21 protein-coding genes are annotated in these 22,382 nt (G+C 66.3%); 10 read left to right on the top strand and 11 right to left on the bottom strand.

Annotated features, from left to right (window positions below; genetic code table 11):
- Positions 1–218 precede the first annotated feature (218 nt).
- The 6 genes from PGN37_RS11525 to PGN37_RS11500 all read left to right on the top strand — a co-directional run bounded on the left by PGN37_RS11525 (position 219) and on the right by PGN37_RS11500 (position 8,501).
- The gene (locus tag PGN37_RS11525) at positions 219–2,546 is read left to right on the top strand and encodes a CocE/NonD family hydrolase (RefSeq protein ID WP_335331161.1); all 2,328 of its coding nucleotides are present in this window, start codon (positions 219–221) and stop codon (positions 2,544–2,546) included.
- A 61-nt stretch (positions 2,547–2,607) separates the two neighbouring features.
- Complete coding sequence (locus PGN37_RS11520) at positions 2,608–3,387, top strand: maleylpyruvate isomerase family mycothiol-dependent enzyme (protein ID WP_335331160.1); 780 nt, start codon at positions 2,608–2,610, stop codon at positions 3,385–3,387.
- Positions 3,384–4,088 carry a mycothiol-dependent nitroreductase Rv2466c family protein gene (locus PGN37_RS11515; protein ID WP_335331159.1) on the top strand — a complete coding sequence of 235 codons (705 nt, stop codon included), beginning with the start codon at positions 3,384–3,386 and terminating at the stop codon, positions 4,086–4,088. The genes PGN37_RS11520 and PGN37_RS11515 overlap by 4 nt, the downstream gene beginning before the upstream one ends.
- A gap of 30 nt (positions 4,089–4,118) precedes the next feature.
- Positions 4,119–5,504, top strand: coding sequence for a WS/DGAT/MGAT family O-acyltransferase (locus PGN37_RS11510; RefSeq protein ID WP_335331158.1), 1,386 nt, complete (start codon positions 4,119–4,121; stop codon positions 5,502–5,504).
- A 72-nt stretch (positions 5,505–5,576) separates the two neighbouring features.
- Positions 5,577–7,046: a serine/threonine-protein kinase gene (locus PGN37_RS11505; protein WP_335331157.1), complete on the top strand. Its 1,470-nt coding sequence runs from the start codon at positions 5,577–5,579 to the stop codon at positions 7,044–7,046.
- A gap of 117 nt (positions 7,047–7,163) precedes the next feature.
- Positions 7,164–8,501 carry an MFS transporter gene (locus PGN37_RS11500; RefSeq protein WP_335331156.1) on the top strand — a complete coding sequence of 446 codons (1,338 nt, stop codon included), beginning with the start codon at positions 7,164–7,166 and terminating at the stop codon, positions 8,499–8,501.
- 1 nt (position 8,502) lies between these two features.
- Here PGN37_RS11500 and PGN37_RS11495 read toward each other — a convergent pair whose 3' ends face one another.
- From PGN37_RS11495 to PGN37_RS11470, 6 genes are all read right to left on the bottom strand, one after another.
- On the bottom strand, positions 8,503–9,063 hold the full coding sequence (locus tag PGN37_RS11495; RefSeq protein ID WP_335331155.1) for a TenA family transcriptional regulator: 561 nt from the start codon (positions 9,061–9,063) through the stop codon (positions 8,503–8,505).
- A 25-nt stretch (positions 9,064–9,088) separates the two neighbouring features.
- Positions 9,089–10,438, bottom strand: a complete 1,350-nt coding sequence (locus tag PGN37_RS11490) for a serine-threonine protein kinase (protein ID WP_335331154.1) — start codon at positions 10,436–10,438, stop codon at positions 9,089–9,091.
- A 20-nt stretch (positions 10,439–10,458) separates the two neighbouring features.
- A complete protein-coding gene (locus tag PGN37_RS11485; RefSeq protein ID WP_335331153.1) occupies positions 10,459–12,441 on the bottom strand; it encodes a S8 family peptidase in 1,983 nt (660 codons plus the stop codon).
- A gap of 229 nt (positions 12,442–12,670) precedes the next feature.
- Positions 12,671–13,234, bottom strand: a complete 564-nt coding sequence (locus PGN37_RS11480) for a hypothetical protein (RefSeq protein ID WP_335331152.1) — start codon at positions 13,232–13,234, stop codon at positions 12,671–12,673.
- Positions 13,231–13,815, bottom strand: a complete 585-nt coding sequence (locus tag PGN37_RS11475) for a hypothetical protein (RefSeq protein WP_335331151.1) — start codon at positions 13,813–13,815, stop codon at positions 13,231–13,233. Before PGN37_RS11475 ends, PGN37_RS11480 begins: the two co-directional genes overlap by 4 nt.
- A 91-nt stretch (positions 13,816–13,906) precedes the next feature.
- Positions 13,907–14,062, bottom strand: coding sequence for a DUF6131 family protein (locus tag PGN37_RS11470; protein WP_164481790.1), 156 nt, complete (start codon positions 14,060–14,062; stop codon positions 13,907–13,909).
- Between the two features lie 101 nt (positions 14,063–14,163).
- Between PGN37_RS11470 and PGN37_RS11465 the strand changes: the two genes are divergently transcribed.
- Both PGN37_RS11465 and PGN37_RS11460 read left to right on the top strand, forming a co-directional pair.
- On the top strand, positions 14,164–14,820 hold the full coding sequence (locus PGN37_RS11465; protein WP_335331150.1) for a response regulator transcription factor: 657 nt from the start codon (positions 14,164–14,166) through the stop codon (positions 14,818–14,820).
- A 68-nt stretch (positions 14,821–14,888) separates the two neighbouring features.
- Positions 14,889–15,947: a fatty acid desaturase family protein gene (locus PGN37_RS11460; RefSeq protein WP_335331180.1), complete on the top strand. Its 1,059-nt coding sequence runs from the start codon at positions 14,889–14,891 to the stop codon at positions 15,945–15,947.
- Here the strand turns inward: PGN37_RS11460 and PGN37_RS11455 are convergent.
- The 5 genes from PGN37_RS11455 to PGN37_RS11435 form a co-directional block, all read right to left on the bottom strand.
- On the bottom strand, positions 15,944–17,113 hold the full coding sequence (locus PGN37_RS11455) for a N(5)-(carboxyethyl)ornithine synthase (protein WP_335331149.1): 1,170 nt from the start codon (positions 17,111–17,113) through the stop codon (positions 15,944–15,946). The genes PGN37_RS11460 and PGN37_RS11455 overlap by 4 nt on opposite strands.
- Positions 17,110–17,337, bottom strand: a complete 228-nt coding sequence (locus tag PGN37_RS11450) for a hypothetical protein (protein WP_335331148.1) — start codon at positions 17,335–17,337, stop codon at positions 17,110–17,112. Before PGN37_RS11450 ends, PGN37_RS11455 begins: the two co-directional genes overlap by 4 nt.
- Before the next feature lie 78 nt (positions 17,338–17,415).
- Positions 17,416–18,318 (bottom strand): MetQ/NlpA family ABC transporter substrate-binding protein, encoded by a 903-nt coding sequence (locus PGN37_RS11445; protein WP_335331147.1) that lies wholly within the window; start codon positions 18,316–18,318, stop codon positions 17,416–17,418.
- Entirely contained in the window at positions 18,315–19,028 is a 714-nt protein-coding gene (locus PGN37_RS11440) for a methionine ABC transporter permease (protein WP_335331146.1), read from the bottom strand. The genes PGN37_RS11445 and PGN37_RS11440 overlap by 4 nt, the downstream gene beginning before the upstream one ends.
- Positions 19,025–20,020 carry a methionine ABC transporter ATP-binding protein gene (locus tag PGN37_RS11435; protein WP_335331145.1) on the bottom strand — a complete coding sequence of 332 codons (996 nt, stop codon included), beginning with the start codon at positions 20,018–20,020 and terminating at the stop codon, positions 19,025–19,027. Before PGN37_RS11435 ends, PGN37_RS11440 begins: the two co-directional genes overlap by 4 nt.
- A gap of 116 nt (positions 20,021–20,136) precedes the next feature.
- Between PGN37_RS11435 and PGN37_RS11430 the strand changes: the two genes are divergently transcribed.
- Positions 20,137–21,045 carry a MetQ/NlpA family ABC transporter substrate-binding protein gene (locus PGN37_RS11430; protein ID WP_335331144.1) on the top strand — a complete coding sequence of 303 codons (909 nt, stop codon included), beginning with the start codon at positions 20,137–20,139 and terminating at the stop codon, positions 21,043–21,045.
- Positions 21,042–22,376, top strand: a complete 1,335-nt coding sequence (locus PGN37_RS11425) for an LLM class flavin-dependent oxidoreductase (protein ID WP_335331143.1) — start codon at positions 21,042–21,044, stop codon at positions 22,374–22,376. The genes PGN37_RS11430 and PGN37_RS11425 overlap by 4 nt, the downstream gene beginning before the upstream one ends.
- Positions 22,377–22,382 lie beyond the last annotated feature (6 nt).

The raw sequence follows: 22,382 nt of genomic DNA, 5'->3' as shown, positions 1-22,382 counted from the left end.
GACCTGTCGCGGAGCCGACCTCTCATGACGACGCCCAGATGTGTGTGTGCTTTCTGACTGTACGGACCCGCGATCACGTTCCCGGGACGCGCGCGATATCCGTCGCGCGTTTCGCGAATCGTCCTGGTTTTCGTCGTCGATGGCCGCGGATCTGACTCATCGGTAGGAAAGCAGCGAAACGCCCACATCGCCGGAAGATCAGACGGTATGACTGACCCATGGGTGCGGGATCATGCGTGGGTCGTGTCGGCGGATTGGCAGTGGCACTGGGGATCGGAGCCGCGGTTCTCGCAGGTGCGGGCGCTGCGGCAGCCGATGACGGCACCGACTCCTCGGCCACGGCCAGTGGCGCGACGTCGCAGACGACCCAGACCGAGAAGACGTCGGACTCGCCCCGGAAGACACTCAAGGAACGGCGGGCGCTGGCGAACAAGCGCTCGACGCAGGGCGTCGATGGCGACACGCCGGATGCGGACACCAGGCCCGTCCGCAACCGGCACAGGCTCGCGGCGGTCACCCCCGCCGCGAAGGCAGACGAGGCGCCGCCTGCCGAACCGGCTGTCGCCGAGGTGCCCTCGGTCGTGCGCAAGCCCTTCTGGGCGAAGGCGCCGGTCGCAGACCGCGTCGAACCCGAGGTGACAGCGCAGGACGTGGACCAGCAGCCGGAGCAACCGGCCCGCACCTTCACGCCTCTGCTCGATCGCATCGCCGCCAAGCGTGCCGCCGCGAACGCCGGCGACGATCCGGCGTTGCCGGGGCTGGCCTCGTTGGTCATGTCGGTGGTGACGGCCGGACGTGAGGCCACCAGCGACCTGCCGACAGCCGTCGGTGCCGCGCCGACCACCGGCCAGGTCGCGGACAGCTACGAGATCCCGGACGGGGTCACGGTCGAGGAGGTGCACCCGCCGCTGTTCTGGTTGCAGCGCATCCCGGTACTCGGCACGTTCGTCTTCACGCCCATCGTCCGCACGCTGCATGCACTTCCGCTCGTCGGGGACGCGTTGCAGCCCATCATCGGCTTCCCGCTCAACCGTTTCAACCCGCCAGGTACGCCGCAGCCGAAGAGCTACTGGGTCACCTCGTTCGACGGAACCCGGATCTTCGTCAACGTGATGCCGTCGCTGGCGTTCGACGAGAAGGGGCAGGCCCCAACGGTTCTCGACGGTCCGGGCCTCGGCTTGCCGGGTTCGACATCGCTGGCTCTGCACAATGACAGCCTGCTCCCGTACGACGTGATCGGGATCGGCAGGCTGCGCGAAGCGGGGTACAACGTGGTGACGTGGGATCCGCGGGGCGAGTGGCGGTCCGGGGGCATCATGCACCTGGATTCCCCGGATCTCGAGGGCCGCGATGTGTCGCACATCATCAGCTTCCTGTCGACGCTGCCGTACGTGAAGCTCGACGCAACGAACGATCCACGCCTCGGCATGGTGGGCGCCTCCTACGGCGGCGGCATCCAATTGTCCGCGGCCTCAATCGATCACCGCATCGATGCCATCGTGCCCACGATCGCGTGGAACGACCTCGTCGACGTGCTCTTCCCCCGTGGTGCGGTCAACAGCGCCTGGGGCACGCTGCTGCCAGCCGTCCTGGTGTTGACGCTGGCGCGCGAGCACCCGCGCATCCTTCCGGTCGCCGTCATGGGCGTGTTGTTCGGCAAGGTGAAGCAGTCCGACCTCGACCTGGTCGAGAGCTTCGGCTTCGCCGACCAGATCAAGGACATCACGGCGCCGACCCTGCTGATCCAGGGCACCGTGGACACGCTCTTCCCGCTCAGCCAGGCCGACGCCAACGCCAAGGCCCTCCTCGCCGCGGGAACCACAACGAAGGTGATCTGGTACTGCGGTGGCCACGGCGCGTGCCTCAGTCAGCGCAAGAAAGGCGAGGTGATCCTCGATCGGACGATGGACTGGCTGGATCGCTACGTGATGGGTGACGAATCCGTAGTCACCGGGCCGGAATTCGAGTGGACCGATCAGAACGGTGTCTGGTTCAGCTCCGGCAAGTACCCGGTGGACAACGGCACGCCGATCATCGCGACCGAGGACGATCCGAAGACCATCCCGTTCATCCCGTTCGTCGGCGGCTCAGGACCCGACCCCCGCATCTTGTTCCGTGGGCCTATCCAGACACTGCTCGGCATCGCCTCAGCCGGTCCGGCGTTGAATGCGGTGAATCTGAAAGTGCCTCCGGCGCAGGAACTTACGCACATCGTCGGAGCGCCCGAGCTGACCCTGACCTACTCCGGCACGGGAAACGCCAAACACGTCTACGCCCAGATCGTCGACGACAAGACGGGCCTGGTTCTCGGTACGCAGGCGACGGCCATCCCGGTGACGCTCGACGGCACCACGCGCCAGGTCACGTTCTCCCTCGAGGAAGTGGCGCACACGCTGCAACCGGGTGAATCGGTCACGGTGCAACTCGTCACGTCGACGATCAAGTTCCTCAACTTCTACTCGTGGGGCCGCATCACCGTCGACGGCATGACGATTGCACTGCCGACGCTGGCCGCCGACGCCCAGCCGGCGGCGATCCCGGCCTGAGGGCGCGAACAGGTTCGCGAAAAAGCTTCCCTCGGGGGGCTCGTACAGCTAGAGAAGAGGGATGCCCTCTCGTACTCCCGACGACATCCGCACTGCGCTCGAGCAGTGCTACACCGCGATGGAGAAACTCGCGGCCGACCTGAGCGACGCCGACTGGCAGGCGCAGTCGCTGTGTCCGGACTGGACCGTACGGGGAGTGTTCGACCACGTCGTCAGCATCGAGGCGGTGCTGGCGGGATGGCTGCCGGACAGTGTCGATGCGCTGCCCCCCTTCGAGCGCGCGGCGGAATTCGTCGCTGATCCGACCCCGTATCCGGAGAAGATGCACGCGGTCTTCGAGCAGAGGCGACGCGATCTCGCCGCGCTGTCACCGGAGGACTACGACCGCCCGTCGTGGATGCCCGTCGGTCCCGGCACCTACGGCCGCTTCCTCGCGATCCGCGTCTTCGACATCTGGGTGCACGAACGTGACATCACCACCGCGCTGGGCCGGTCAACCGACGACGGCGGCGTCGCCGCGGAGGTGGCGCTCGACCAGGTCGACAGCTCGATCGGCTACATCGTCGGCAAGAAGATCGGGCTGCCCGACGGCACGAGCATCACGTTCGACCTCACCGGTCCGGTCGTGCGTAGGCTGAACGTCCGCGTCGACGGCAAGGCCAAAGCCGTCGAGGACATCGATGACCCCGACGTCGTCGTCACCACTGACTCCACCACGTTCGTCCAGCTGGCCTCGGGCCGCATCGACCCCCAGGCGCAGATCGACGCCGGCCGCATCCGGTGGACCGGCGACGCCGAGCTCGGCGACCGTGCCGCACGCAACCTGAGGTTCACGATGTGACGCCGGATTCGGTTGTCGCCGTGGACTTCCACTTCGACGTGATGTGCCCCTTCGCCTATCAGACGTCGCGGTGGATGCGCGAGGTGCGCGACCTCACCGGTATCACGGTGAACTGGCGCTTCTTCAGTCTCGAGGAGATCAACCGCCAGGAGGGCAAGAAGCACCCGTGGGAGCGGGAGTGGTCCTACGGCTGGTCGATGATGCGGATCGGAGCGCTGCTGCGCCGGCAGTCGATGTCGGCCGTGGACGCGTGGTACGAGCGGGCGGCCCGCGCCCTGCACGTCGACGGCCACAAGCCGCACGAGAAAGGGGTGGCCCGGCACCTTCTCGCCGAGCTCGGCTTCGACCCGGGTGTGGTCGACGAGGCGATCGCCGACCCGACCACCAACGACGAGGTGCTCGCCGACCACCGTCGCGTCGTCGACGAGGGCGGCTACGGGGTGCCGACGCTGTTCTTCGCCGACGGGCAGTGCCTGTTCGGGCCGGTGCTGATCGACCCGCCGACGGGTGCTGCGGCGCTGCGGCTCTGGCAGGCCGTCGTGGCGTGGACGGAGTTCCCGCACCTCTACGAGCTGCAGCGACCCAAGACAGTCGCCGACCAGCAGGCGATCACCGAGACGTTCCGGCCGTACCTGCAGGCCCGGGACTGGGTGTCGATCAACCGCGGCGAGGTCGTGCAGTTCGACGATCGGGGCGTTTGACGACTCCACCGCAACGGGTACCTCGCTGCGGTGGAACGGCTGGGTGGTCTCGACGCGGGTTTGTTGTACAGCGAATCGGCCACGGTGCCGCTGCACGTCTCGTCGATAGTGCTGGTCGACACCTCGACGGTGCCGGGTGGGTTCACGTATGAACGATTCCGCGGCGACATCGGTGACCGCATCAAGGCGCTTCCCGAACTGCGCGCCAAACTCGGTGACAGCCAGTTCAACCTCGACCATCCGGTATGGGTGCAGGACAGAGATTTCGACCTCGACCGCCACCTGAACCGGATCGCCCTGCCGTCGCCCGGTGGACGGGAGGAGTTGGCGGACGTGTGCGGCCACATCGCCTCCATCCCGCTGGATCGCAGCAAGCCGCTCTGGGAGATGTGGGTCATCGAGGGTCTCGACGGGGCGTCGCTCGATGCCGGGGGTCCGCTGGCGCTGATGATCAAGGTCCACCATGCCGCCGTCGACGGCGTGTCGGCGGCGAACCTGCTGGAGACGCTGTGCGCCCTCGAACCGGACGCGCCGCCACCCGCCCCGGTCGACGGACCCGGTGACGCGCCCGCGTGGGCGATCGCCGCCGACGGCTTCGTCCGGTTCGTCACGCGGCCGTGGCAGCTGACGCGGGTGGTCCCCGAGACCGCGGCGATGGTGGTCAAGACCGTCAACCGGGCGGTGTCGGGCACCGCGATGGCGGCACCGTTCACCGCGCCGAAGACACGGTTCAACGCCGAGCTCACCTCGGAACGGTCGATCGCGCTGGTGCAGCTGGACCTGCGCGACGTCAAGAAGGTCAAGGACCATTACGGCGTCAAGGTCAACGACGTGGTGATGGCGCTGTGCGCAGGCGCGCTGCGCGGATATCTGGCCGACCGCGACGAGTTGCCGGCCAAGCCGCTGATCGCGGTGGTGCCGGCGTCGGTGCACGGCGAATCGGACCGGCCCGGGCGCAACCAGCTCTCGGGGATGTTCTGCAACCTGCACACCGATGTCGCCGACTCGCTGGAGCGGCTCGAAACCATTGCCGCATCCAACAAGCGGGCCAAGGAGCACAGCGGCTCACTGGGCCCGACGTTGCTGGTCGACCTGGCGCAGCTGCTCTCGCGCAACATGTACAGCTGGATGCTGGCGCTGCTGTCGCGGACCCCGCTGACCCGCACCGCCATCCACAATGTGGTGATCTCCAACGTCGCCGGACCGCCCGCGACCCTCTACAGCTGTGGGGCCGAGGTGACCGCGCTCTACCCGCTCGGCCCAATCTTCCACGGGTCCGGGCTCAACATCACGGTGATGTCGGTGGGCGACCGTCTCAACGTGGGCGTTATCTCCTGCCCGCAGTTGGTCGATAACCTATGGGATCTGGCTGATCGTTTCGACGTCGAGCTGGGTGAACTGCTGCAGGGCTGCTGACCAGCGGTTGAACGAGCCGCCCGTAGCGGGAAGCCTGGTCGGCAAGCCCCGTACGGACGGAAAGGACTATCTGTGAGCTCCCCGAAGGTCGGGACGCGGTTCGGCCCCTACGAGCTGCGCTCCGTGCTCGGAGTCGGGGGAATGGGCGAGGTGTACCGCGCCTACGACACGGCCCGCGAACGCATGGTGGCGATCAAGCTGCTGCGCCCGGAGATGGCCGCCGACGCGACCTTCCAGGAGCGATTCCGCCGAGAGTCGCGGGTGGCGGCCCGGCTGCAGGAACCGCACGTCATCCCCGTGCACGATTTCGGCGAGATCGACGGCGTGCTCTTCATCGACATGCGCCTGGTCGAGGGCGCAAGCCTCAAGGAGGTGCTCCGCACCCACGGTGCGCTGCAGCCGCGGCGTGCGGTGGCGATCATCCGGCAGGTGGCTTCGGCGCTGGACGACGCACATGCCAACGGCCTGGTGCACCGCGACATCAAACCGGAGAACGTGCTGCTGACGCCCGACGACTTCGCCTATCTGGTGGACTTCGGCATCGCCCACGGGGGCGGGGAGACGACCGTCACGTCCACCGGACTGGTGGTGGGGTCGTGTGCCTACATGGCGCCGGAGCGGTTCAGCGGGGAACGCGGCGGCCCGGCATCGGATGTGTACTCGCTCGCGTGCCTGCTCTACGAGACATTGACCGGCCGCGCACCGTTCGAGGCAGCTGACGTGCGGCAGGTGATGAGCGCGCACATGTTCTCGGCGCCGCCGCGGCCGAGCATCATGCGCCGCGGGATCAGCCGGGCGTTCGACGATGTCGTGACCCGTGGCATGGCGAAGGCGCCGGCCGACCGCTACACCTCGGCAGGGGATCTCGCGCGGGCAGCCGGAGCTGCGGCCGAGCGTGCGCCGAGCGCTGCACCGGTTCCGCCCGTCGCGCCCCCGCCACCGTCGACGCGGCAGTTCTCGCCGGCGCAACCTCCGCCGCCCTACGCGCCCGCTCCGCAACGGCCGCCGCGCCCTGCGCAGCGCTTCAGCCGAGGTCAGGTGGCGCTGATGGCGGCCACGATCGTGTTGCTCACTGCCGCCGCGGTTCTCGCGCTGGTGCTGGTGTTCGGCGGCGGCAGCACCGGGACCGCGCCCACCACCCGGTTGTCGGCGCCGTCGTCATCCGCCGACGAGACCACATCGGCAGAGACCACGACGTCGACGTCGAGCAGTGGGCCGATCAGCGGGGTGTCCGGCACGGATTCGCAAGGCTTCGTGGGACATTCGGCGCGGTGCAACGGCAGCGATTCGGCGGCGGCCGCACTCCGCACCGCTGCGTCGCTGGCCGTGGTGTGCAGGTCCGGCGACAGCTACTACTACCGGGGCGAGCGACTGCGCGACGGGGCGAACCTCGAAATACAGAACGCGCAGCGCTCCGGCGCCGGCTTCACTGCCGTCAACCCCGCTGACGGCATCCAGTACTCCGTGCAACCGGACGGGCTGACGCTGTCCAGTAGTCGTGGCACCGATCGCGAGGCGGCACTGGAGTACGGATCGAGCTGACTCCGTGTAGCTCGAGCGTGGGGGTTGCGTACGCATCTGGCTGATTTTGCGTGCATAGGCCCCACGTTCGGCGGATCACTCGTACAGTACGGCTACGCAGACAGGGGAGGGTCGCCGATGACCACCACGACAGTGCCGCGGTCGAGTGCCGCCGAAACCCGGCGGGCGATCTGGAACACCATCCGAGGGTCATCCGGCAACCTCGTCGAGTGGTACGACGTCTACGTCTACACCGTGTTCGCAACCTATTTCGAGGGTCAGTTCTTCGACGAGTCCGAGAAGAACTCGACGGTGTACGTGTACGCGATCTTCGCGATCACGTTCGTCATGCGGCCGGTGGGGTCGTGGTTCTTCGGGCGCTTCGCTGACCGGCGAGGTCGACGGGCGGCACTGACGGTCAGCGTGTCGCTGATGGCGTTGTGCTCGTTGGTCATTGCGATCGTGCCGTCGCAGGCCGTGATCGGCACCGCGGCACCGATCATCCTGATCCTCGCCCGGTTGGTCCAGGGTTTCGCGACGGGCGGCGAGTACGGGACATCGGCCACGTACATGTCGGAGGCGGCGACCCGGGAGCGACGGGGGTTCTTCTCGTCGTTCCAGTACGTGACGCTCGTCGGTGGACACGTGCTCGCGCAGTTCACTCTCCTGATCCTGCAGACCTTCCTCGACGACGATCAGCTTCGCGAGTTCGGTTGGCGCATCGCGTTCGCCGTCGGTGGTGTCGCGGCGATCGTGGTGTTCTGGCTGCGGCGCACGATGGACGAGTCGTTGTCCGAGGACGTGATCGAGGCGGCCAAGGCGGGCGAAGACCCCGGTGCCGGCTCGATGCGCGCGTTGTTCACCGAGTACCGGCGCCCGCTGCTCATGTGCTTCCTGATCACCCTCGGCGGCACGGTGGCGTTCTACACCTATAGCGTCAACGCGCCGGCCATCGTCAAGACCGCCTACAAGGGCGACGGCATGACGGCGACGTGGATCAACCTGGCGGGGCTCGTCTTCCTGATGCTGCTGCAACCGGTGGGCGGGATCATCAGCGACCGGATCGGTCGCAAGCCCATGCTGGTGTTCTTCGGCATCGGCGGTGTGTTCTACACCTACGTGTTGATCACGTTCCTGCCCGAGACACGTTCTCCGCTCACGTCGTTCGCGTTGGTGGCGGCGGGTTACATCATCTTGACCGGATACACCTCAATCAACGCGCTGGTGAAATCCGAACTGTTCCCGGCCCACATCCGGGCTCTCGGCGTGGGTGTCGGCTACGCGCTCGCCAACTCGATATTCGGCGGCACCGCACCGCTGATCTACCAGGCGCTCAAGGAACGCGACCAGGTGCCGCTGTTCATCGGCTACGTCACCGTGTGTATCGCGATCTCGTTGGTGGTGTACGTGTTCTTCCTGCGCAACAAGGCCGACACCTACCTCGACCGAGAGCGGGGATCGGCGTTCCGCGCGTGAGTTATTGCTCCAACGCCATGTCCCAGAAGGCGATCTCGTGCTCGAGCACCTCGCGGACGAGATCAGCGTGTGTGTCCGGATCAGCCACCTGCTCGAGTCCGTCTACATAAGAAGCGAATTCGGGGACCGTCCAGTGATCGACGAACTCCGCGAACGGTGAGCCATCGGACTTGGCGTGCGACCAGGCGAGCAGGTAGACCTTCTCGATCGCCCAGAGCGCTGTCAGGGCGGCGCCGGCGGGCTCGGCATCCAAGCGGGTGAGCAGTTCGCGGTAGGACAGCGTGGCCGGCAGCGCGACGACCCCGACGTCGAGTCCGCGCTCGGATGCCTTCACCTCGAACCAATCGAGCTCGGCGACCAGCGCCACGCATCCGCCGGCGAGCACCTCCTGGGCGTAGCGGGGTGCGCGCGCCAGCAACCGAGCCTGGAAGTTCAACAGATCCGTGACGAACAGTACGTCCTGCACCAGCCACCGGTCGAATGCGTCGGCGGTGATGCTGCCTTCCCGGACGGCATCGAGGAAGGGATGCTGGGTGGCTGCGCTCCAGAGTGAATCGTGCATACCGACAAGGTAATCGGTGTGCGTCTCACGCCGTCAACTGCGCTGCCGATGCGACGATCCAGGCCAACTCCTCGTGGAAGATGTCGCTGTGCGCACCGGAAGGCGGGTTGCCCTCGTCGATCACCGCTGAGGAATCGATGTTGAGGATCGCCCCTGCGGTGAAGGGGTACCGCGCGCCGACGGCGTCGATGAACACCGTCGGACTCTGATAGGCGCCCAGCGAACCGATCGCGCGGAAGCGGAACAGTGGATCATCGGCGGCCGCGCTGTCGTCGCCGGAGGCCAGCGATGCCAGCGGATAGCTGAGGCTCAGCGCGGAGTCGTGACTGGAGAAGCAGACGGTCAACGGTCCGTCGATGCGCGACAGCATGCCCGCCAGCGCGCCACGTTCCTTGGGGGACCACGGAAGAGGGTCGCTGAACGCGAACCGAGAGAAGGCTCCCTCGATCAGGGTCACCGACTTCACCGGCGACGGTTCTGTCGGCGGCAGACCAGCCAGGGCGAAGGAGACGACCCGCCCACCGAAGCTGTGCCCGATCAGATGGATGCGCAGCTCGCTGAACTCGGGTTGGGCGACCATCCGTCCGATCAGTGGCCCGACGCCACGCCGACCGACCGCCCCTGCGCGATTCTTCATCTGCCAGTAGGACAGCCCTCTCAGCGCTTCTTTGGCGCCCTGCCAGAGCTTTTCGAACCGATCACGCACGCCCGCACCACCCCCGCCTGCACCGCCGGTGATGTCCACACCCGAGTCGATCAACGCGTCGGCGTAGTTCTCGAAGACCGTGCCGGCCTTCTCCGGATCGTCGAGCATGGCTGGTCGTCCCGACTCCGGCGCCTCGCCGTCGGTCGACTCGACGGCCACTGCCGCGTTGAAATTTCGCATAGCACTGAACAATTCATCGATACCGGCCTCGCTGGGTTCGGCAGCCAACAGTGCTGCAATGGCGTCGAGTTCGGATTGCCCCTCGGGGAACAAAGCTTTCAGATCCGCCAGGTCCTGCGGGCTCAGTGTCGGGGTGTCCGCGGAGGCTGTGGCGGTGGCATCCAACCCGGCGGCACCGGTGACGGTTCTGTCTGGCGTGGGATCGAAGTCGGGAATCGTGACGTCGCGCCACAGCTGCGACGGCCAGCGGATGCCGACGAAGCCGACCTTGTGGTCGGGGCCGACCTGAGCCTTCAAAAGATCGAACCATCTGGCGTACAACGACGTGGCCGCAGCTTCGTCGTTGTTCCATCCGTGGGAGAACACGACGAGATCGGTCACCCGGCTTTCCCGGAGATCGTCGACGATCCGCTGCTCGTCGTGTGCTTGTACGTCGCCGTCGGCGTCGACGTACAGCGCCCACGGCCCGAAAAATGATGATTGAGGCATGGTGTGCTCTCTTTCTCGGCTCAGGGGGTCTGCAGAGCGCGCATCAGGTCGACCAACCCGGCGCCCTGGAAGTACCGGTCGCGGTTGAGCGACGTCGCCGACGACATGAAGATCTCTTTGACCTCGTCGGGCTTGCCCACGTATTCGCGTTGCACGGACAGGAATGCCGCAATCGCACCCGAGACGTGCGGGGCGGACATGCTCGTCCCGCTGTCCTCGATGTACACGGCGGCGTCCTCGAAATCGGGGAACTTGGCACTGCGGATGCTTGCGAGATTCTTCCCGGCCGCGGCCGATGTGATGCGTTCCCCGGGCGCCACGAGATCGGGCTTGGGACGTCCGTCGCCGGTGGGCCCGCGCGAGGAGAAGAACGAGATGCCATTGGTGTGTGGCGCTTCGCGGTGGGTCGAGCCGACGGTGATGGCCTTCTCCGCGTTACCCGGATCGTTGATCGTGACGCCCGCGCTGAACTGCGTCACATCGGATTGGGTCGCGTTCAGCGTCACGTAGCCGGAATTACCGGCCGCCACCACGACCACCACACCGGAGGACACCAAACGGTTGACCTCGAGGCACAGCGGGCTCTGCCCACACCCGAACCAGTCGGCGAGGAACCCGTACCCCAGCGACAGGTTCACCCCGTGAATGCGCGTCAGTTTCCCTGCCTCGTCGTTCTTTTGGCGCACATAGGCCAGCGCGGCGATCACCCGGGCGGTCCGCGCGGTCAGGTCACCGTACTTGCTCAGCACCTTCAGGCTGACGAGCTTGGCAAGCGGCGCAACGCCATTGAGCAGCTCGATGTCGACGCACCGTGGGACCAGGATGGGGTCGTTGCTTCCCGCGGAACCGTTGTTCTGGCGTTTCTCCACAGCCAGCGCATGCCGCTTCTCGTCGCCGTGCTTCCACTTCTGGAGGCCGCCGGCGATGATCCCGGCGACGTGTGTGCCGTGTCCGTCCTCGTCGATCAGGGCGAGGGCCGGATCGTCGCCGTTGGAGACGAAGTCGTGATGCAGATCGGCCACCGACGGGTCGTCGAGGGTGTGATCGCCCTGGAAATGGGGATGGCTTCCGTCGATTCCGGAGTCGATGACGGCCCACACGATTCCCTGGCCGTACGCGGCGAAGGCACGTTGGGCAGTGGTTGCTTTCACGGTGACGCCGGATGCGTCGATCTGTGGGTGAATGGGAAAATCCGGCCAGATTCGGAAGATGGCCCGCTGCGGCCATTCGCCACCGGCCGAGTCCGCGGTGACGATGTTCTTCACCTGCTCATCGCTGAGGTCACCGGACATGTATTGATCGGCCACCACAAGCGGTGTGCCCGTGGCCCCGACCAGTTCCCACAGCTGCTGCACGCGGGCGATCGCTCCGGCGACGCCGGTTCTCGGCTCCGACCCAGTGCCTACGCCGTACTGCAGATTCAGTTCGATCATCACCGGCTTCGGCGAGCCCGAGGCGTTCTCCTCGTCGGCGGTCGCGAAGGGGATGCGGCCCGCGTACTCCACCGTGAAGGCTGGCCCTGCGATGCCGATGACGGGCGTGTGGTCGGCGGGTGGCGGCATCTTGTTCTGGAGAGGCTTGGTGACCACACCGGCCATCACCGGCCCGGACGACGTGATGGGCTCGGCGACGGGCCCGGTCTCCTCCGCCACGAGATTTCCGAGAGCGCAGTCGGCATCGGCTCGGTCTCTGCCCGCTGCGGTGGTCTCCCATGTCGGGTCAGCCCCCTTCGAGGCCCTCGGACGGCGGAGCAGCTTCTCCGTCACGAGTGACGACAGCGCCTCGTCGATGCGCGACTCCCACGAAGGCCGCGTGCCCTCGTAGAGCCGATCGGCCGGCAGGAAGACGGCCGCGAATCTCGCGCCGACCATTTCCTTGATCCGGGTGCCCGTCGTGGGCTGATCGTGGTCCTCGAGCGCCCGGACCGCGCACAACGCTCTGGCCTGCCAGGAGCGTTCCTGCGACGGCGGGACGGAGTCGTCGGTGAGGGAATCGTCGCCCATGGCACTACCCTCCCCGGTTCGGTGCCGTACCGCTCGACGCCGCTGCGCCGACCCGGGTTGGAAAATACTCCGCCGGCTCCGCTGTCATGGGCTTTATCGTGCGCACGCCTGCACCCGATGTCCCGAGTAGTGCACTACCTGAGTTCGCCGCATGTGTCCGCGAACGACAGAAGCGGCGGACACTTTCCGTCTCGGAAAGGTGCCCGCCGCCTCCTGTCTGTGTGCTGTCTCAGACCGAGAGCAGCCTCTCGAAGAAGCTGCGGTAGCGCTTGAGCGCGACCCGCAGGTCCTCCGTCGACGCCTGCTCTCCGCGGCTCCACTGGTCTTCGAGCCGGGACCGCGCGTGGTCGAACCCGGTGGTCAGCTGCTGCACCAGATCCGCAACCAGGCCGTCGGCCTTCTGCACGCAGTCCTTCGGATCGTCGACGAAGCTGGCCTGCACCGCATCCCACCGGGCACGCAGCCCGGCCAGTTCATCATGTGCGAAAAGGCCTGCGTCCGAGTCGTTCTCGTGACCGGAATGGGATTCGTGTGCCGAAGGGGTGCCATGGCCCGAGTGGCTGGACAGATCGGATTGCTCGTGCTGCCCACGTTGATCCTGCTGCTGAACGCCAGTCGCAAGGTTCGGATCCATGGGCGCGGTCGGCGGACCTGGGTTCTGAGTGGCGGCGCCCTCGTTCCGCATCGGAGCCACCTGATCCTCGGGAACGTGATTCGGGTTCCCCGCGAACTCGCGGGACGGGTCGGAACCCTGGTTGTCGTAGACATCGGTGTGCTGATCGTGGGTGGTCATGCGCGCGCCTCCTTCGAGGTGTCTTGAGAAGGTCCGTTGTCGGTGGTGTCGAGAAGTCGTTCGAACAGTGCGCGGTAGTGGACGAAAGCTTCCCGCTGCCGTTCGGTGTTGACCTCGCCGCGCTCCTGGGCGGTGTGCACGCTGTGTGCTGCGCGGTAGTTCTCGACGATGTGGGGGTGGTCGACGGAGATGTCGGCGGCGCGGCGTTCGAAATCGTCGACGGGGTAGCCGCGCTGGCGCATCACCTCGGTGACGAGCAGGTCCGCGGTGCCGACGGCCCTCGCAGGGTCGTCGACGAACTCGGTTTGCACCTGCACCCATCGATGCTCGAAATCGTTGCGTGCGACGGGTGTGAGCGCGACGATGTCGAGCTTGTCGCGCTTGCGAGCCCGCGAGGCCAGTTCCTTCTCCGCCGCCTTGGGATCGCCGGTGCGCTCGACGGTCCGGTCGTACTCCGGCCCGAAGTGTTGCTTGAGCTCTTCACTGCGTTTGCGCCCGCCGCCGGAACGCACTGCCAGCACCACGAGCACGATCACCGCGATGATTGCTGCGGCGATCAAAATCCATTGCCAGGTAGGCATTTCGAACTCCTTTCGTGCACGTCGGGTAGCCGTGGCGCCGTCTACGCAAACGTCAGTTTGTGATCCACGCCACGCATGCCCAGGTCAGAGGTCAGAAGTAGTGGCGGCGACCGCCGACCGCTCGTCCTGCCGACCCGAGGACCGCGAGGACGACGCCGACGACGAGGAGGACGACCCCGATCGTGGTGAGAATCGAGATCTTCAGCAGGAGCCCCGCGATGACGGCGATGATGCCGAGAATGATCATGATCGAACCTTCCGTAGTGGAGTTTCGGCCGTTCAGACCATGTTCAGTCGACCACCCTCAAGGGTGTGGCGGTACACCCCTAAGGGGGTAATGTCGGCGCGGTGCCCGAGCCGATCACCGTGGCTCTGATCGACGACTACGACGTCGTCGTCCAAGGCGTGGCCAACATGCTCGAGCCGTACCGGGATCGCGTCGTGGTCGCCGAGCTCGACGCCACCACGCCGCTGAAGGACACCGTCGACATCGCGCTGTATGACAGCTTCGCCCAACCGGAGTCCGACCACGAGGAGATCGGCGTCCTGGTCGCCAACCCTCGTGCACGCCGAGTTGTGGTGTACACGTGGAACTTTCATCCTGACCTGGTAGCCAGCGCGCGAGAGCGCGGCGCGCACGGATACCTGTCGAAGACTCTGCCGGCGCGCGAATTGGTGTCCGCCTTGGAGGCGGTGCACAGCGGAGAGACGGTGTTCAGCGAGACACCCCCGCGCAGCCGTCCCGCTCCGGGCAACGACTGGCCCGGTCGCGGCGAGGGCCTCAGCGACCGCGAGGCCGAGATCCTGGCGCTCATCACGCAGGGAAAGAGCAACGCCGACGTGGCGCGCTTGACCTACCTGAGTCCGAATACGGTGAAGTCCTACATCCGGTCGCTGTATCGCAAGCTCGACGTCCAGAGCCGCACGCAGGCGGTGCTGTGGGGGACGCGGCACGGGTTCCTGCCCGATCATCACCGCATCGAACATTGGAAGGGTGGGCCATAACGCATCCGCGGGTAGGGTAGGGGCACGGCTGTGCGTCATATGGCCCCGACAACAATCGAGGACAGCTCATCGCCATCACCGACATCGCCGCTTACACCCACCTCTCGCCGCAGGACATCTCCAATCTCGGCGAGGAACTCGATGCGATCCGAACCGACATCGAGGAATCGCTCGGCGCCCGCGACGCTGCCTACATCCGGCGCACCATCATGTTCCAGCGCACCCTCGACGTGGCGGCGCGGCTTGTCATCGCCGCGTCCCGATCGAAGGTCGGCTGGGTAGCGGGCACCGCGGCCCTGGGATTCGCCAAGAGCGTCGAGAACATGGAGATCGGGCACAACGTGTCCCATGGTCAATGGGATTGGATGAACGATCCCGAAATCCATTCCAGCTCTTGGGAATGGGACATGGTCGCGGTCTCGTCGCACTGGAGATCGTCGCACAACTTCCGTCACCACGTGTTCAGCAATGTGATCGGCGAGGACGACGATCTGGGCTTCGGCGCCATGCGAGTGACGCCCGAACAGCCCTGGCAGAGAAAGCATCTCCTGCAGCCGCTGCAGAATGTTCTTCTCGCTCTGACATTCGAGTGGGGCGTCGCTCTGCACGGGTTGGATCAGCGGCGGTCGCGGGCCGAATGGAGAGCGCAGGGTAGGGAGGTCCTGCACAAGATCGTCCGCCAGGGTGCCAAGGACTACCTGCTGTGGCCCGCTGTGAGCATGCGGCGCTGGCGCAGAACCCTGTGCGCGAACGCAGTCGCCAATCTGTTGCGCAACCTCTGGGCGTACGTCGTCATCTTCTGCGGCCACTTCCCCGACGGCACGCAGAAGTTCACCGCCGATGTCCTCGATACCGAGACGCGGGCGGAGTGGTATCTGCGGCAGATGCTTGCGACCGCGAATTTCACAGCCGGCCGGTTCCTCGGGTTCGCCAGCGGGAACCTCTGCTACCAGATCGAGCATCACCTGTTCCCCGACCTGCCCAGCAACCGGCTCGCCGAGATCGCCGCCCGGGTGCGGCCGTTGTGCGAGAAGTACGACCTGCCCTACCTGACGGGTTCACTCACCCATCAGTACGTGTCGACGCTGCGAGTGATCCACCGGCTGTCGATGCCAAACGGGGGTTAGCTCTTTCGCGCGTGCGGATAGGTGTCGTCGCGGTGCTGGAACGACAGGATCTCGTCGTTGAGCACGACGCCGTCGCGCATCTCCACGGCACGCTGCACCGTGCTGCTGTCCTCCCACTTGGCGGGCCCGCCCAGGACTGTCTCCAGATGCGGGAGCAGCGCCTCGCTGATCTCCCACGTCGCGGAGTTGAACAGGTACGACGGGCTGTGGTCGACCGCATAGTAGTGAATGCCATTGGGCAGCAGTCGAAGTGGATCGGCGAATGACGTGGCCTGGGCCCAGCTGAAACCCATGCCGGTGTCGCAGGACACGTCGACGATCACGCTTCCGGGCGTGAAGTCAGCCAGGTCGTCGTCGGTAGCGAAGACCAGCGGGCTGGTCGGATTCTGGAGGACGCAGTTGACCGCGATGTCGTGGTCGGCGAGCAGCTTCGCGACGGGGATCACGCCGTCCTCTCCGGTGTCGACCCATGTCTCCTCGGGTGCGGCGTCGTCGTCGTGGCCCATCTGGAGGATCTGGGTGGAGGGGATGGGTGCGGCCACAGCGGCGACGTCGCGGTTGGTCAGCACGCGGACCTCGTCGACACCGTGTGCGTTCAACGCTGTGACGGCGCCGCGCGCCGTGGCGCCGAAGCCGATGACCGCCGCGCTGAGGCGCCGACCGTAGTTCCCCGTGATGCCGATGAGGGAGAGCGCGTGCAGCACGGAGCTGTATCCGGCGAGTTCGTTGTTCTTGTGGAACACGTGGAGCGCGTAGCTGCCGTCGGCGTTCCAATGGTTCATCGACTCGAAGGCGATCATCGTCAGCCGTCGGTCGATGGCCGCCTGTGTGACATCGGGGTTCTGCACGAGATGTGGCCAGCCCCAGACGATCTGGCGCTCCCGAAATTCACCGAGGTCCTCTGCTTCGACTTTGGGCAGCAGGATGACGTCACACTCGGCGATCAATTGCTCTCGGGTCCGGAGACCACCGACCACATCGGTGAGGGACTCGTCGGTGGCGCCGAAGTGGGACCCGTAGCCGTGCTCGACGAAGATCCGGTCCCGGATCGACGGATCGATCCGTGCGAAGTGGTCGGGGTGTATGGGTAGGCGACGCTCGTCGGGTTTGCGCGAGGTGGCGAGAACGCCGAGGGACAACGCTGAGGAATCGGAATGTTCGGTCACTCGGCGGCCTTGCGGTGGGGCGCGTCGTCCGCTCGGATCTGGTGTTCGAGTTTGGTGTCGCGGCCAAGTTCGACGAACGCTTCCTGATCGCGCAGGTGCGTGGCAGCTCGGCGCGCATCGGCCGAGCGGCTGGTGGATGGGCGAACGCCCGTCAGCACCCGGCGTGACGCCTTTGCGCCGGTTTCGAGGAGCGTGAGCAGCCGGGACTTGACGACGGAGAACATGGGGATCTCAGATCTGCTGGAAGGGAGATCAGTACACGCCGCAATCGTAAAGCTGTCAAACAGTGGCCGGCCGTACCCTCACAGCGGTAGCAGGATGCCCTTGACGCTGGGATCGGTCGCCAGGAATTGCTGCACCGCGGGATCCTTGAACGTCGCGACCAGCTTCTTGACGTTGTCGGTATCGGCCCAGCGGCTGCCGATGGTCAGCTGCCCCGCGAACTCGTCGGGAGCCGGAGGTGCGAAGATCTGCTGCTGGACAGGAACTTTGGCAGCCAGGTAGTACTCCGTGTAACCCACTGCCGCGTCCAGATCGGGCAGCGAGCGCGACTGCGCCGCGAAGTCGAGCAACGTGAACTTCAGATTCTTGGGGTTGCCCACGATGTCCTTCTGCGTCGCGGTCCATTTGTCGACCGCCGGGTTGAGCGTGATCAGGCCTGCCCGCTCGAGCAGCCACAGGCCCTGCGCCTCGTTGGCGGGGTCGGAGTAGAGCGAGATGTTGGCTCCGTCGGGAAGCTGGTTGACGTCGGTGTACTTGTCCGACCAGATGCCGAATCCCCAGCGGAAGACGGGTGTCGCGGCCTCCTCGCGGAAGTCGGGGTTGGCCTCGAGCACCTGGCCCAGCCACAGCTTGTGCTGGTAGATGGTGCCCGCCACCTCACCGTCGCTGACCGCCCGGTTGATGGTGTTGCTGTCGGCCAGACCGCGGAATGCCACCGTGATGCCGTGCTTGGGCGCCACCTCGCGGCTGATGTACTCGATGAGCGCCTGCTCGGCGGCGTTGCCCTCGTTGGTCGCGACGACCAGTGTCGCGCCGGGGATCTCGTTGGCCGACTTGGTGTCGCCGAAGAAGAAGAACCGCCCCGCGACCACGGCGACGATCACGACGACCAGCCCGGCCGCGAGCCAGATCCAACGGGGACGTTTCTTGAGGTCGAATCCGTGGTCGTCGGGTGTGTCGACCTGGTTCTCGGTGGTGGTCATGCGGTGACGGTTCCTTTCGCGCGGGCGTGGGGGGTGGTGAAGCGGACCGCAGCGTCGCCGATCAGCTGAACGGCGGCGACGGTCGCCACGAGAATCACGATGGTGGCCAACATGACGCCTTGATCGAACCGCTGATATCCGTATGTGACTGCGACGTAACCGATCCCGCCCGCCCCGATGGTGCCGGCGATCGCGGAGTACTCGATCATCGCGATGATGTTGATGGTCAGCCCGCCGAGGATCGACGGCACGGCCTCGTTGAGTTGTGCAGTGCGGATGATCTGCAGTCGCGATCCGCCCGATGCGCGGGCGACCCTGACGACCGACGGCGGGACCGACCGCAGGGAGTTCTCGACGATGCGGGTGAAGAATGCGATGCCGGCCAGCGACATCGGCACCACGGCGGCCGCGATGCCGATGTTCGTGCCGGTGATGAACCGGGTGAACGGCATGATCGCGGCCATCAGGATCAGGAAGGGTAGCGAGCGGCCGATGCTGATGATCCAGCTCAATACCGTGTGCAGCGCCGGGTTCTCGAAGAGGCCGCCGGGAGCGAGGTTGTGAATCAGCGCTCCGAGTGGCACACCGACGAGGACGACGATCGTCATCACGATGCCGACCATGATCAGGGTGTCGACGAGCGCGGGGAACAGCAGGCCGGGCAACTCGTTGACCGGGACCTTGGCGTTGGCCAGCAGGGCGTGCGTCACGCTGCGCCCCGCAGCGACGCCTCACCGGTGGACAGTCCGTAGCGGGCCAGCACGTCGGCGGCCCGGCTGGAGAGTTCGACGGGGATGCCGAGGGTGGCCGAGCCGACGGTGACGCCGTGGACCTGCTGTACGGAGGCACCGAGGATCGCGATCGGTGCGCCGAGATCGGCGCTGGCGCGGGCGATCCAGTCGCTGGGCACGCTGGGCGAGTCGTACACCACCTGCAGCACCCGCTGGCCGACGGCGGCGTCGCTGGACACCCCCTGAGGTCGCAGCGCGGCGCCCAGTCGCGATCCGGGATCGGTGAGAAGGTCCACCAGACGGCCCGATTCGACGATACTGCCGTGGTCTAGGCGGGCCGCCGAGTCGGCGATCTTGAGCACGGTGTCCATCTCGTGGGTGATGAACACGATCGAGAGATCGAGATCGTCACGAAGCTCGCGGAGCAGGTCAACGACCGACTCGGTGGTGGTCGGGTCCAGTCCTGCGGTCGCTTCGTCGGAGAGCAGCACCGAGGGTCGCAACGCCAGCGCGCGGGCGATACCGACGCGCTGCTTCTGCCCGCCGGAGAGTTGGAACGGATAGTGGTTGGCCCTGTCGGAGAGGCCGACCCGGTCGAGCAGTTCGGCCACCCGTTTCTTCGATTCCGCCGCGGTGACCCCCAGGTACTCCAGGGGCAGTGCGACATTCTCTGCGGCAGTGCGCCTTTCGAAGAGACCGGCGGACTGGAACACGGTGCCGATGCGCCGTCGCGCGACACGCAACTTCTGGGCGGACAGCGTGGTGAGGTCGTCGCCGTTGACGACGACCGAGCCCGACGTCGGCAGGGTGAGCAGGTTGATGCACTCGGCCAAGGTGCTCTTGCCTGCCCCGCTGGGCCCGACGACGGCCAATATCTCCCCGGCGTCCACCCGGAAGGTGATGCGGTCGAGCACCACGGTTCGGTGTTCGCCACTGCCGTAGACCTTGGTCAGCTCGGTCAACTCGATCATGGGGGCGAACGGTGTCAAAGCGCGCCGGTGCAGCACACCTTTGCGCTCAGGGTGAGCGGATCGCGGTGATCGCAACCCTGTGCGCGGTGCCGATCATGCCGCACAGTACTGGACGCATGAGCATCGATGAGTCGGTTGCGGCGCAGCCACACGGTTTCACCATAAAGAAACGTCGCCGTTGGCCCTATGTGGTGGTAGCCGTCATCGTGATCGTCAGCGCGGCAGTCTTTTTCGTGGTCCAGCGCTCCGGCGGTACGACGTCGGCGAACGAGACGGCTGGCGCGACGCTCGACGTGGTGTACCTGGACTCCAACCCGGCGGAGAAGGCGATCATCGACTACATCGCCGCCAACATCGCGCCCGATTACGACGTCAAGGTCGGCGCGGTCGGGCTCGGCGACAGCACCCAGATCAACCAGGCGATCAGCGACGGGCGCTACGCCGGCACCATCTTCCAGCACCGGCATTGGCTGCAGCAGGTGCTCGACGCGAATCCAAGTTTCAAGGAGCAGGCCGCCACCGGCCCGTTCTTCCACTGGGTGTTCGGCATCTGGTCGGACAAATACCGCACACCGCAGGACCTTCCGGACGGTGCCACGGTGTCGCTGCTGGCCGATCCGGCCAACAACGCGCAGGGCATCTGGTACCTCGCCCAGGCGGGGCTCGTGACACTGCGGCCCGACGCCGATATCACCGCGTTGACCACCAAGGACATCGTCGCCAATCCGAAGAATCTGAAGTTCACGCTGCTGGACTTCGGTGCGCAGCCTCGGGCGTTGCCCGACCTCGACGCGATCGTCGGCTACGCCGAGTCGTTCCTGGCCGCCGGCGTCAGCGAGGACAAGCTGATCTACGCGCCGAAGTCACCGGACGAGTTCGCCTCGGTGCTCACGGTGGGCAGCGACTACGTCGACACCGAGAACGTCAAGAACCTGATCAAGGCATTCAAGGATCCGCGGGTGCAGCAGTTCATCGCCACCGATCCCGAGGTGAAGAAGCTCGCGCTACCCGGTGATCCGGCGTGACGCGACGGCAGCTGCATCTGGGCGTCAATGTCCTCTCCGACGGTATGCACCCGGCCGCGTGGCAGTTCCCCGGCGCGGATCCGCACTGGTTCACCGACCTGTCCTACTGGGTAGAGGTCGCCCGGATCGCCGAACGCGGAACACTCGACGCGCTGTTCCTGGCCGACAGTCCGTCGCTGTTCCAGAAGCCCGACGAGCCGCTGGTGTCGCCGCCGCTGGCACTGGACCCGATCGTGCTGCTGTCGGCGCTGGCGTCGGCGACCACACACCTGGGGCTGATCGGCACGGTGTCGACGTCGTTCGATGAGCCCTACAACCTGGCGCGCCGCTTCGCCTCGCTGGATCACCTCAGCCGTGGCCGGATCGCGTGGAACGTGGTGACCAGCAGTGACCCGTACGCGTGGAACAACTTCGGTGGTGGGGGCCAACCGGACAGGGATCAGCGGTACCGGCAGGCTGCCGAGTTCATCGACGTGGTTCGCGCACTGTGGGATTCGTGGGACGACGACGCGGTGCTGGCCGACAAGAAGTCCGGTGCGTTCAGCCGGCCCGGTGCCATCCATACGATCGACCACCGCGGCGAGTTCTTCTCCGTTGACGGGCCGTTGACGCTTCCCCGGTCTCCGCAAGGGCATCCGGTGCTCTTCCAGGCCGGCGGCTCGCCGGGCGGACTGGACTTGGCCGCCCGCTATGCCGACGGGGTGTTCGCCGCGCAGGCGTCCCTGCCCGACGCGCTGCGCAACGCAAGCGAGATCCGTTCCAGGACAGCCGCATATGGTCGGCCACGTGATGCTGTTCGGATCATGCCCGGGTTGTCCTTCGTGCTGGGCAGTACCGAGGCAGAGGCGCGGCGACGCAACGACGAACTCAACGAGCTCGCAGGGGAGCGTCGGCTGGCTCATCTGGCCGGCCAGTTGTCGGTCGATCCGGCGGAACTGCATTGGGATCGGCCGCTGCCGCAGTGGTTGCTCGATGGTGCAGTGACCGATTCGGGGTCGCAGGGCGCACGAGACATCGTGGTCAACCTGGCACGACGTGAGTCGTTGACGGTGCGTGAGCTCTTGGACCGGGTGATCACCTGGCACCGTCTGGTGGTCGGGGGACCCGAGCAGATCGCGGACGCGATCGAGGAGTGGTTCGTCGCGGGCGCGGTCGACGGGTTCAACCTGATGCCCGACGTGTTCCCGTCGGGCCTCGAGTTGTTCGTCGACCACGTGGTGCCGATCCTGCGCGATCGAGGCCTGTTCCGGCGTGAGTACACGTCGACCACGCTGCGGGGTCACCTGGGCCTGGCGCGGGTACCGGATCGGAACCTCGCCCGCGCGGTGTAGCGCGCG

The organism is Mycobacterium kyogaense (assembly GCF_036946525.1).
Taxonomy (GTDB): domain Bacteria; phylum Actinomycetota; class Actinomycetes; order Mycobacteriales; family Mycobacteriaceae; genus Mycobacterium; species Mycobacterium kyogaense_A.
This window is presented reverse-complemented; position numbering and strand designations above follow the sequence as displayed.